Annotated in this window: 13 protein-coding genes and 1 other RNA gene; 4 read left to right on the forward strand and 10 right to left on the reverse strand. The window is 42.5% G+C overall.

The annotated features are described in order from the left end of the window. Positions 1-28: 28 nt before the first annotated feature. The 8 genes from argC to AC59JT_RS08080 all read right to left on the reverse strand — a co-directional run bounded on the left by argC (position 29) and on the right by AC59JT_RS08080 (position 6,142). Entirely contained in the window at positions 29-1,027 is a 999-nt protein-coding gene (gene argC / locus AC59JT_RS08045; RefSeq protein ID WP_497397574.1) for an N-acetyl-gamma-glutamyl-phosphate reductase, read from the reverse strand. Further along, entirely contained in the window at positions 1,005-1,355 is a 351-nt protein-coding gene (locus AC59JT_RS08050; RefSeq protein WP_497397576.1) for a cupin domain-containing protein, read from the reverse strand. The genes argC and AC59JT_RS08050 overlap by 23 nt, the downstream gene beginning before the upstream one ends. Continuing rightward, positions 1,355-2,551, reverse strand: a complete 1,197-nt coding sequence (gene argG, locus AC59JT_RS08055) for an argininosuccinate synthase (RefSeq protein WP_497397578.1) — start codon at positions 2,549-2,551, stop codon at positions 1,355-1,357. The genes AC59JT_RS08050 and argG overlap by 1 nt, the downstream gene beginning before the upstream one ends. A 103-nt stretch (positions 2,552-2,654) precedes the next feature. After that, positions 2,655-3,332: a GNAT family N-acetyltransferase gene (locus AC59JT_RS08060; protein ID WP_497397580.1), complete on the reverse strand. Its 678-nt coding sequence runs from the start codon at positions 3,330-3,332 to the stop codon at positions 2,655-2,657. Positions 3,333-3,759: 427 nt separating this feature from the next. Continuing rightward, positions 3,760-4,719, reverse strand: a complete 960-nt coding sequence (locus AC59JT_RS08065) for a YpdA family putative bacillithiol disulfide reductase (RefSeq protein WP_497397582.1) — start codon at positions 4,717-4,719, stop codon at positions 3,760-3,762. A gap of 131 nt (positions 4,720-4,850) precedes the next feature. Further along, an RNA gene (gene ffs, locus AC59JT_RS08070) (signal recognition particle sRNA small type) lies at positions 4,851-4,949 on the reverse strand. A gap of 130 nt (positions 4,950-5,079) precedes the next feature. After that, positions 5,080-5,328, reverse strand: a complete 249-nt coding sequence (locus AC59JT_RS08075; protein ID WP_497397584.1) for a hypothetical protein — start codon at positions 5,326-5,328, stop codon at positions 5,080-5,082. 196 nt (positions 5,329-5,524) lie between these two features. Beyond that, positions 5,525-6,142, reverse strand: coding sequence for a 2'-5' RNA ligase family protein (locus AC59JT_RS08080; RefSeq protein WP_497397586.1), 618 nt, complete (start codon positions 6,140-6,142; stop codon positions 5,525-5,527). 71 nt (positions 6,143-6,213) lie between these two features. On the opposite strand from AC59JT_RS08080, the gene dinB reads away from it, so the two are divergent. From dinB to eutC, 4 genes are all read left to right on the forward strand, one after another. Continuing rightward, positions 6,214-7,398: a DNA polymerase IV gene (gene dinB / locus AC59JT_RS08085; RefSeq protein WP_497397587.1), complete on the forward strand. Its 1,185-nt coding sequence runs from the start codon at positions 6,214-6,216 to the stop codon at positions 7,396-7,398. A 66-nt stretch (positions 7,399-7,464) separates the two neighbouring features. After that, positions 7,465-8,790, forward strand: coding sequence for an ethanolamine permease (eat, locus tag AC59JT_RS08090; RefSeq protein WP_497397589.1), 1,326 nt, complete (start codon positions 7,465-7,467; stop codon positions 8,788-8,790). 51 nt (positions 8,791-8,841) lie between these two features. Further along, a complete protein-coding gene (locus AC59JT_RS08095) occupies positions 8,842-10,218 on the forward strand; it encodes an ethanolamine ammonia-lyase subunit EutB (RefSeq protein WP_497397591.1) in 1,377 nt (458 codons plus the stop codon). Continuing rightward, the gene (gene eutC, locus AC59JT_RS08100) at positions 10,215-10,970 is read left to right on the forward strand and encodes an ethanolamine ammonia-lyase subunit EutC (RefSeq protein WP_497397593.1); all 756 of its coding nucleotides are present in this window, start codon (positions 10,215-10,217) and stop codon (positions 10,968-10,970) included. The genes AC59JT_RS08095 and eutC overlap by 4 nt, the downstream gene beginning before the upstream one ends. Positions 10,971-11,000: 30 nt before the next feature. Here the strand turns inward: eutC and AC59JT_RS08105 are convergent, their stop codons facing one another. Next, positions 11,001-11,516, reverse strand: coding sequence for a DUF4251 domain-containing protein (locus tag AC59JT_RS08105; RefSeq protein ID WP_497397595.1), 516 nt, complete (start codon positions 11,514-11,516; stop codon positions 11,001-11,003). Between the two features lie 118 nt (positions 11,517-11,634). Next, the gene (locus AC59JT_RS08110; protein WP_497397597.1) at positions 11,635-12,015 is read right to left on the reverse strand and encodes a hypothetical protein; all 381 of its coding nucleotides are present in this window, start codon (positions 12,013-12,015) and stop codon (positions 11,635-11,637) included. Position 12,016 lies beyond the last annotated feature (1 nt).

Consider the following 12,016-nt stretch of genomic DNA (forward strand, 5'->3'; position numbering starts at 1 on the left):
TTAACAGGTTTCCGGTGTGGCTAATGGATTAAAATCCGGTCGCCTTTAATCGTAAACCTGAGTGCTCATCAAAGCCAAACAGTAAGTTCATGTTTTGAACCGCCTGACCCGAGGCGCCTTTAAGTAAATTATCTAACATGCTGACAATAAACAATTTATTACCATGTTTTTTAACCTGGATAAACACCTTATTGGTATTTACAATTTGTTTCAGATCTATATCCCTGTCGGTAACATGGGTGAAGGGATGGCCTTCGTAATAATCTTGATATAGCTTTAAGGCTTCTTCACCGCTTAACTTGCTATCCATGTAAATAGCAGCAAAAATGCCACGGGTAAAGTCACCACGATAGGGAACGAAGTTGATTGTCTGGCTAAATGAAGGCTGCAATTGTTTTAACGATTCGCCTATTTCATTTAAATGCTGGTGGTCGAATACTTTGTAAACTGAAAGATTGTCGTTTCTCCAGGTAAAATGGGTGGTGGTTGTAGGTTTCTGTCCCGCACCGGTAGAACCTGTTGTGGCTGAAATGTGAATTTCGGTGTTCAACAAGTTTTTAGCAGCCAAAGGCAAAACGCCTAATTGCAGGCAAGTAGCAAAGCAACCCGGGTTAGCGATGTTTTGTGCCGATTGGATCTTATCCCTGTTTAACTCAGGCAAACCGTAAATAAAGCTTTTGTTGCCAATGCCAGATTTTGCGTTTAACCTGAAATCCTGACTCAAGTCAATGATCTTCACCGAATCCGGTATCGCGTTTGCTTCTAAAAACTTGCGCGCATCGCCGTGGCCAACACATAAAAACAACACATCAACATTGGTAGATAGTACATCTGTAAACTTCAGATCGGTATCGCCAAACAGATCGGTGTGCACCTCATAAATATAATTGCCAGCATTGCTGTTGCTATGCACAAAAGCGATATCAACATTGGGGTGATTTACCAATATACGCAGCATTTCGCCGCCGGTATAACCCGCGCCGCCAATAATGCCTGCTCTTACTTTATTTGAGTTCAATTCTGTCATTTTTTGTAGATGGATAAGAGTATAAAACAAACTCCAGGTCGGTGTTTTGATGGTTAGCTATACAATGCTTTTGCATTGGGTTGATCTGGATTGCTTGTTGCTCGCGCAGTTCAATATCCTCACCATCAATAATAAACCTTGCCCGTCCTTTTAATATAAAAAAGAATTGTGTGGCCTGTTCATGATAATGCATTTGTTCTGCAGCATCGGGGGGCATCAATTCTTGCTTAATGCTCAGCGCTTCGGTATCCACAAAGGTCCACCCGTGGCAATCATCGCCCCAGGTGTAATGATCTAAACATTCGCCTTTTGAAAATACCGTATTCATTACTCGGCGCTGTTTACTTTATGGTAGATCATTACCTGGTTACCAAATATTTTCGAGAAACCTTTAACGTCCTCGCCGCTCCATGAATTGTTCATTTCGCCGTAGCTGCCAAATTTGTTCGACATCAGGTCATGATCCGACTCGATACCAACAATCTGGAACCTGTAAGGCAATAACTGTACAAATACTTTACCGCTAACCTGCTTCTGCGTATCAGTAAGGAAAGCCTCCATATTGCGCATAATAGGGTCGTGAAACTGTCCTTCGTGCAGCCAGTTACCGTAGAACATAGACAATTGATCTTTCCAGGTTAACTGCCATTTAGTTAACGTATGTTTCTCTAAAGTGTGATGTGCTTTAATGATAACCATCGGCGCGGCGGCTTCAAAACCTACACGACCTTTAATGCCGATAATAGTATCACCAACGTGAATGTCACGACCGATACCATAAGGTTGAGCGATAGCTTGTAGTGCCTGGATAACTTCTGTTGGATGATCATATTTCTTGCCGTCTAAAGCTACCAATTCGCCTTGTTCGAAGGTTAATTCGATATTTCTGGCTTCAGTCTCGGTAACTTGTGTAGGCCAAGCTTCCTCAGGCATACCCAAGTTTGACGTAAGTGTTTCTTTACCACCAACCGAGGTACCCCATATACCTTTGTTAATGGAATATTGAGCTTTCTCAAAGTTCATTTCAACACCATGCTTTTTCAGGTATTCAATTTCCGCTTCGCGGCTCAATTTCAAATCGCGGATAGGAGTGATTATACCAACATTAGGGATCAGGATGTTGAAGATCATATCAAACCTAACCTGGTCGTTACCGGCACCCGTACTGCCATGCGCAACAAACTCGGCACCAATTTCTTTAGCGTAATTGGCAATGGCGGTAGCCTGGCTAACACGCTCGGCACTTACCGAAAGGGGATAGGTGTTATTTTTTAATACGTTACCATATATCAAATAACGCACGCAGGTGTTGTAAAAGTTTTCGGTTTCATCAACAACATGGTGACTGGTAACGCCCATTTCGTAAGCACGTTTTTCAACCGTTTTTAGTTCTTCATCACTAAAACCACCGGTGTTTACAATAACCGAATGTACCTCGTAACCCAAATCACGAGTTAAATAAATGCAGCAAAATGAGGTATCTAAACCACCACTGTATGCAAGTACTACTTTTTTCTTTTCCATTGTTGTTTGTTATGTAGAGGCGCAATACTTTGCGTCTCTGTGGTATATGTATATGTATATGTATATGTATTCAAAGACACAAAGTGTTGTGTCTCTACGTTTGTTAAAAGAATAATTTCGTCGTTTCCTGTCCGAAGCTTTTTAGCGCTGTTTCTATACGCTGAAACAAGCTCGCTTTCTTGGTCATTTTAGCCAGCTTCTCTTCTTCCTCTTTCTTCTTTTGCGCTTCGGCTACCGCTTTCTCGGCAGGGTCCCATAACATGGCGGTGCACATACAGTTTTTGCGCTCCTTCATGGTCAGGATATCGTAGTTTACGCAGCTGCGGCAACCTTTCCAAAACTCTTCGTCCTGGGTAAGTTCTGAGTAGGTAACCGGTTCGTAACCTAGTTCAGAGTTTATTTTCATAACGGCCAAACCTGTAGTTAAACCAAAAAGTTTAGCTTCAGGATACTTAGTGCGCGAAAGTTCGAACGTTTTATATTTGATGGCTTTGGCGAGGCCCACTTTTCTAAATTGCGGGTCGACTATCAAACCTGAGTTGGCAACGAAATCACCGTGGCTCCAGGTTTCAATATAGCAGAAACCTGCCCAGGTACCATCTTTATGCAAAGCTATAACCGCTTTGCCTTCCAGCATTTTGCCGGCAACATACTCAGGCGTACGTTGTGCTATACCTGTGCCCCGCGCCTTTGCCGACTGTGCCATTTCATCGCAAATTTGCGGGGCATAGTCAACATGTGCTTCAGATGCAACCAGTATATCAAAATCTTGTATGGTCATTTTAGTAGAAAAAATTACTTAAAGTTTGGCTGTTCAGGCCTTAGTAATTAAATGTTGTTAGTTAGAAAGAAGTTTTAAAAACTTCAGGATTCGACGTTAATAGGGATGGCCGGCTATTAAACCCGTGGTATAAACAGCCTTCGTCGGATAGGGGAAAATAAAACAGGTGCAACCAAAGCAGCGGCAATAGGAGCATTTTTTGCTCTTACAACGGCCTTATTTAAGCTTTGAATGTTCATTTCTTTATAGAATGTGTGTTTTATTAAATTTGATGCAAAAGTTTGCATTAATTTTTAATAATGCAAGAGAAAATTAATTTAATAACATTGGGGTGATTATTGGGGGTACTGAGTCTTAAGTCGGCAGTCTAAAATCTTATTTTTAATAAAACATAAGAGACTCGTGACTACCAACTTGAGACTCCGGACTATCGCCGTTTACTCACAATATCATCAACGATCATATCCGCATGTACGCGCGAATTTTCGATGAACCATAAATGGGTATCTAATCCGCCACAAACTACGCCGGCAAGGTACAGGCCGGGCAGGTTGGTTTCCATGGTATCCGGGTTGTATTGGGGGATGAATTTATCATTGGAAAGGGTAAGGCCCCAACATTTTAACTGGTCAAAATTTGGTTTGTAACCGGTCATGGCCATTACAAAATCATTTGGGATAGTCACTTTACCAGCGGGCGTATCGATATCAACCTCGGTTTGGCGTATCTCGGTAAGGTTAGAACTGAAATAAGCTTTTATGCTTCCTTCTTTAATACGGTTGATAATATCCGGCCTAACCCAATATTTAACGCGGTGGCTGATCTCTTCGCCCCGAACCACTAAAGTAACGTCAGCGCCCTTACGATACGTCTCCAACGCCACATCAATTGCCGAATTGCTTGAGCCAACCACAACTACTTTCTGCATGGTAAAAAAGTGAGGGTCTTTATAATAGTGTTTTACCTTTGGCAGATCCTCGCCCGGAATATCCAGGTTAACTGCCACATCATAAAAACCAGTTGATATGATAACGTATTTAGCTTCGTAAGTTGATTTAGCTGTGGTGATTCTATAGCCATCATCCAGCTTCGCGATAGCATTAACCTCTTCAAATAAATTTATTGGCAGATGGTTAGATGTGGCCACGCGGCGATAATACTCCAAAGCTTCGGCACGGGTAGGTTTGTTGCTGATGGTAACAAAGGGTATACCGCCGATCTCCAACTTCTCTGATGTGGAGAAGAAGGTCATCGTAGCAGGGTAGTTGTATAACGAATTTACCAGGCAGCCTTTTTCAATAATTAAAAAGCTTAAACCTGCTTGCTGGGCTTTAAGCCCGCAAGCAATACCAATGGGGCCGCCGCCTATGATGAGTATGTCGAGCATGATAATTATCTGCTAAGGTAAGTAATATCGAATAATGAACATCGAATATTGAATTTCGAAGGTAAAGATACTTCGATGTTGGACATTCGAAATTCGATGTTCGATATTGTCACAAAAATTTGGGCACAAAAAATGGGTAAGCTACTTCTATCGCGCCGCTCAACTCTCTACCCTTGCTGCGTTCCCACCCTGGGGGAGTTCAAGAGGAGCTGGCCGTAAAAGACTTACCCGCCGCAAATATAGCAATTGCTTTGTTTTTGGATTAATAAATTGTTAAAGATGTGCAAATGTGCGGATGTGCAAGTGTGCAAATGCCTGTCAATTTGTTAGTTGTATTGATAATTTTTTTTCAAAAAAATACTATCCGATACTCAATTCGGAGTTATTGGGCGGCATTTGTATCAAGCCATCAATGTATCGGCCTATGGCTTGCAGGGTGGGCAAGTCTAAATGATCCTCATAGCGTTGCATCCAATCACTACCCAATTTGTAAAGCATGGCAACCTTACCATCTACGCGTACTTTCCAAACGCGCAGGCTTTTAAAATATCCTGTAGTTATTTGTATTAAATGAGTGGTGCCATCGGCTAGTTTCACTTTGTATTTCATGCTGGTATAATGTTTTGGTTAGATATAGCAATATACGACCGAATTGGTAGTTTATTGTGTGTAGCCACTGTCAAAAAATGTTAAATTTTCATCTGATTTTCATATTTGGCAAGAAATGAGCGGGTTATAGTTTTACAACCCTTGGTTTTATTCCTTGCTAAAAAATCTAATTATCCAAATTATACGAGCATTGTGTCTAAAATAAACTCGTTTGCTGATTATTGGTTGGTTTTAGTAGAGTGGGTTTAGTTGTTTCAGGCATGTATTGTGCTTTGCCGTTAAATGGTAGGGTGGTAAACTGCTGCCATTGTGAGAACGGCGTAAATGTTTCTCGTTTTAAAACCGTAAGGCAATTGATTGTAAAACTCTCATGCCATTTAAGCGTACTAAACCTGGGCCACAACGTTTCGAATTGCGATAGCGGTATATTGCGTGCTATTGTAATGTGAGGCACCATAAAGCGATTGATTTTTAATCGACGTTTAAGCTGTTTAAACCATAAGGCGCTGGCCTGGTTACTACATATTTTAGCATAAATCGTTCTGTAATCCTTACCATGGGCAAAATATTCAAAACCCTCAATCTCAAAAATAAAGGGTGTAATTGCATTTAATTGATTGCCCATCTCTCTAATGATTGGTTCCTGAAGAAATGGTTTCTTTCGGGGATAAGTTTCTATCGTAATGTGCGCAATAGAGTGCATACTTTCATAATCGCCCGCAAAAGTGGCGGCGTTAAGCTTATGTTGCTTCACCTGTCTTTTTACACTTTCTGATGGTGAAAGAACATACATGTAATCGGCGTAATCCTTCATGATCTTAAAATAAGGGAAACAATAATACTAAAATTATTAGTATTTAATCAAATTAATTTTAATTTTGTACTATGGAAGCGGAGCGCTGCATAGTACACATTGATCTGGATTCGTTTTTCGTATCGGTTGAGCGGCAATTTAACCCCGACCTGATTGGTAAGCCAGTGCTAATTGGCGGCTCGGCAGATAGGGGTGTGGTAGCTTCGTGCAGCTACGAGGCCCGTAAATACGGCATCCGTTCGGCTATGCCGATGAAGCAGGCATTGAAGCTTTGTCCGCATGCTGTGGTTATACGCGGCAATCACGGACGTTACAGCGATGCCTCACGCCGCGTTACACAGATCATCCATGATAGTGTGCCGCTATATCAAAAAACATCGGTAGATGAGTTCTACATCGATCTGACCGGTATGGATCGTTTTCATGATTGTTATCAACTAGCTACAGATCTGCGTGCACGTATTACCCGCGAAACCGGTTTACCTATCTCATTTGGTATGGCTACCTGCAAAACCGTGGCTAAAATGGCTACCAATGCCGCTAAACCAAACGGACAATTGCGTATTACGCCCGGTAAGGAAAAGGAGTTTATTGCACCTATGCCCATCCGTAAAATACCTATGCTGGGCGAGAAAACCTGCCAGAAACTCTACCAGTTTGGTATTGAGAAAATAGGCGACCTGCAAAAGGTCGATATTAAATTCCTGGAAACTGTATTTGGCAAACATGGCCGGTATATCTGGGAACGCGCCAACGGTATTGATATTAGTGAGATAGAACCGCATAGCGATCGCAAATCCATCTCTACCGAAAATACTTTTGAAACCGATGTGCGCGATCATAAAACACTGGAGACTATCCTGGTATCAATGACCGAAGAACTGGCTTACAAACTCCGTAAAGAAAATAAGGTAGCCTCATGCCTGGCTATCAAGATACGTTACTCCAATTTTGAAACGCATACTGTACAGGAAAAGATAGCGCTCACGGCAGCAGAGCATATCCTCATTCCGGGCGTTAAAAATCTACTTAAAAAGGCATGGAACCAACACCGGCCCATTAGGTTAATAGGTGTTAAGTTAAGTAACCTTTGCCCGGGTAGCTACCAGATCAACCTGTTTGAGGATAACGAGGAGCGTATAAAGCTATATCAGGCGATGGATAAGATCAACTTCAAATTTGGCGATAAAACGGTTTGCCGGGCGGCGGGAATGGCCATAGGCACCAGGAATTTTAATCCCTTTTTGCGCGACTAATACCGCTTGTCTTTTCCCTATGCAATAGCTATATTAAGGCGGCGATAATTACGCTACGCATCCCCCATGGCAAACAGCACCACACAACAACTAAAGCGGGTTTTAAAACCGGTACATTTATGGGCAATTGGTGTAGGCCTGGTTATTTCGGGCGAATATTTTGGCTGGAACCTAGGGTGGGAAGTATCGGGCACTATAGGCTTACTGATCGCTACGCTGGCGGTAACCGTAATGTACATAACTTTTATTTTTAGCTATACCGAGCTCACTTCGGCCATACCACATGCCGGCGGCGCGTTTGCTTACGCTTATAGGGCCATGGGGCCATTTGGCGGCCTGGTGGCCGGATATTCCACGCTTATTGATTTTTTGTTAGCTACACCAGCTATAGCAGTTTCATTGGGCAGTTATGTGCATTTTTTATATCCAGAGATCCCGGTCATCCAATCGGCGTTGACATTTAATGTAGTATTTATTTTATTGAATGTTTCCGGTGTGAAAGAATCGGCCACGTTCTCGGTTTTTATAACGGTTTTAGCTGTTGCCGAGTTGCTACTGTACATGGGGGTTGTCGCGCCGCATTTTAAAATGGATAACTATTTGAGCGATCCTATGCCGTTTGGTTGGGCAGGCGTATTCGCAGCGTTGCCTTTCGCGATATGGTTTTACCTTGCTATTGAAGGCGTAGCCATGGTCGCCGAAGAAGTACAGGAACCCCAAAAAAATATACCTAAGGGCTACTTATCAGCCATGGCTACGCTGGTGTTTCTTGCGCTGGCTGTTATGGTTTTAACTGGTGGTATAACTGATTGGCGAAAGCTAAGCAAATTGGATTATCCGCTTCCCGAAGCTATCGGAATTGTGCTTGGGAAAAGTAATGGCTTAACTAAAATATTTGCCAGCATAGGTTTATTTGGATTGATTGCATCATTACACGGAACTATACTCGCTTCCTCAAGGCAGGTATATGCAATGGCGCGTAGCGGATATTTACCAGGAAGTCTCTCCGCAGTTAACCAGCGTTTTAAAACCCCGCACTGGGCGCTTCTTGCCGGCGGGATGGTTAGCTTTGTGGCAATTTATACGGGTACAACCGCCCAAATCATTATCCTATCGGTATTGGGGGCGGTAGTTATGTATATGATGAGCATGATAAGCCTTTTCATACTCAGGCGCAAAGAACCCGGCTTGGAGCGCCCATTTACATCGCCGCTCTATCCCGTTTTCCCGGCCGTCGCGCTTTTTTTAACGGTAGTATGCCTCGTCGCCATTATTTACTTTAGTGTAGCTATCAGCCTTATGTTTTTTGTTGGTTTGGCTGTGGCTTTTTTAATATTTATAGCTATGGGTAAGCACAAGGTAAAAATAGATAATGATGGTATGATGTTTTAGTTAGGGGGAGAAATGCAGAGTCGGCAGAGTCAATAATTCAATAAGTAAAAAGTGTTTCGTCAAACTATTAATAGCAAGGTGTATTCGTTTGCAGATCTGAAAGACCTGTTGGCAAAGGCATCGCCGTACCGTACCGGCGATGATTTGGCGGGACTATGTGCTGTTACTTATGAAGAACGTGTAGCAGCTCAATTTGCTTTAGCCGAAGTGCCTTTAAAGCATTTTTTAAATGAAGCGGTTATCCCTTATGAACACGACGAGATTACACGACTCATTATAGATGCACATAACAATATCGCTTTTGAGCCCATATCACATCTAACTGTTGGCGGCTTGGTAGATTGGCTTTTAAACGACGATACCGATACTCAAACCCTGCAAAATATCGCCGCAGGCTTAACTCCCGAAATGGTGGCAGCAGTATCAAAATTGATGCGTAACCAGGATCTCATCGCGATAGCAAAAAAATGTGAAGTGGTTACCAGCTTCAGAAACACCATTGGTTTACAAGGACGGTTTTCAACACGTTTACAGCCAAATCACCCTACAGATGATCCACGAGGTGTTGCAGCCAGTATAATTGATGGTTTATTATATGGCAGCGGCGATGCGGTTATCGGTATAAATCCTGCAACCGATAGTCCGGCTGCGGTGGCTGATTTATTGAGACTTATAGATACCCTGCGGCAACAATTTGAAATACCAACACAATCATGCGTGTTAAGCCACGTTACGACGACTTTGCAACTAATTAATGAAGGTGCGCCGGTCGACCTTTGTTTTCAATCTATAGCCGGTACCGAGCGCACAAACAGTAGCTTTGGTGTTAGTTTATCGTTGTTGGATGAGGCTTATGATGCGGCCTTGTCCTTAAATCGGGGCACGCTAGGTAATAATGTAATGTATTTTGAAACCGGTCAAGGTAGTTCACTGTCAGCTAACGCGAATTTTGGCGTAGACCAGCAAACCTGCGAGGCACGGGCATACGCCGTGGCAAGAAAGTATAATCCACTGCTAGTCAATACTGTTGTCGGTTTTATCGGACCTGAATATTTATATGATGGTAAACAAATTACTCGTGCTGCGTTGGAAGACCATTTTTGTGGCAAATTGCTGGGCTTACCTATGGGTTGTGATGTTTGCTACACCAATCATGCCGAGGCCGATCAGGATGACATGGATAACCTGTTAACATTGCTCGGTGTTGCCGGTTGCAGTTTTATAATGGGCATACCCGGATCAGACGATGTAATGTTGAACTATCAATCAACATCATTTCACGACGCCTTGTACATCCGCAAAATGCTTGGCTTAAGGCCCGCGCCCGAGTTTGAGCAGTGGCTAAACAAACAGGGTATTATGGATAGCAGCGGTGCTTTGCAAAGCCTTGATGCTAAACATCAATTATTATCGATACTGAAGGCATGAAAAAACAAATTATACCGCCGCCGGATGCATTAACGGCTTTACAAGAGTTTACATCGGCACGTATTGCTATAGGTCGTGCGGGTACCAGTATCCCTCTTAAACAATCGTTGCAGTTTAAACTGGCACATGCCCATGCGCGCGATGCAGTTTACTCGGGCTTAATGGTTGATGTTTTGACAGATAACCTGGAACAGTTTGGCTTACCAGTATTGCATTTGCATAGTAAGGCGCAAACACGCGAACAGTATCTGCAACGGCCGGATATGGGTAGGCGTTTAAATGCAGCATCAAAAGCCAGGTTGGCAAGCTATCAACACCAAACAGATGTAGCGCTAATTATCGCCGACGGCTTATCGGCCAGTGCCATTAACGAAAACATACCAGCATTGCTTGCAGAATTAATACCGCTGTTATCATCAGCAAATTTAAAATTAGCAGACCTTATTTTGGTGGAACAGGGTAGAGTTGCCATTGCTGATGAAATAGGCTCGGCTTTGAAAGCGCGCCTGTCGGTGATGTTGATAGGAGAAAGGCCGGGGCTAAGTGCGGCCGATAGTATTGGCGCCTATTTAACTTATATGCCTCAAAAAGGTATAACTGATGAAGCCCGTAACTGTGTTTCAAACATTCGCCCTAAGGGCTTGGGGTTTAAACAGGCTGCAGCCAAAATATTTTACCTGGTGCAGGAAGCTTTGCGGTTGCAGTTAACAGGCATCGCGCTAAAAGACAATACCGGCTTACTAAATGAATAATAAGCCGGTATCACGGTTAATATAAATAAATTACTTCCCTTTGCTTATTTCTTCAACAGTACCATTGTATGATATTGGTTGTTTGCTTAACGAGCTAACCCTTAACGAAGCATAACCATCGTTTGATACAGAAAGCACCATAGACTGGATATCCTTTTCGCCAGGTGTAACCGGCTTTTTAGGTTTAATAGTTACTTCCCAACCATTCTTTTTAGCCACCACATCTTGATCAAATTCAGTTGTGACCAACCTGTAACCGCCCTCATTAGGATTGCGTGGCGCGTTATACACCCTGCCAAAATACGGCAGATAGATGTTTAAGCTATCACTTTTAACCGTTACATCGTAATTGCCTACAAGCGCGCGCGGCGTCATGCTCATAGGTACCACATAGTTCGCATTAAAAATGTATTTTTTCTCTGTAATAATGCGTTTCAGATTGGCTGTCTTAGCCGCTTTTTTGTCCACCTTTGTGTTTTGCGCATAAGCTGCATTTAGGCCGAAAGTACACAATAAAGCAACGCTTAATAATTTCAAGTTTTTCATACCAGTAGGTTTTAATAGGTTAATAACGAAAAGGTTTGGTTTGTTTATATAAAGCTACCCAAATATTTAATAATAAAATAATAAAGCCGTCCTGATATTTTCAGGACGGTTTTATTTATCAAAATTCGTCAAAAGTATCGCGCCTTATCGGGTTATGTAAGTGCACGCTCAGCTTTGCATTTTCTAGGTCGATGTCAAAATCACAACGCTCGGTAGCTTTTTCGGTAGGCGATAGGTCTGAACAACCGAAGGTGTAATTAACGACATATCTAAATAGCAACTTACCTTTGTAGGTAGCCGCATTATATAGTAACTCATTTTTATCTACCTCAAAATCATTAACTATCGGCGAACCATCATCATGAAAAGCCACCAGCGCGTCGCAAATAATTTTTGCATTAGCATGTAAAACCTCATCCAAAACTTCGCCTACGGCAAATGAAGACTTACCAAGCTTACCGATAAGGTTTTGCGGAATAATGAATATTGCAGTAGCCATA

The organism is Mucilaginibacter sp. A3364 (assembly GCF_059690715.1).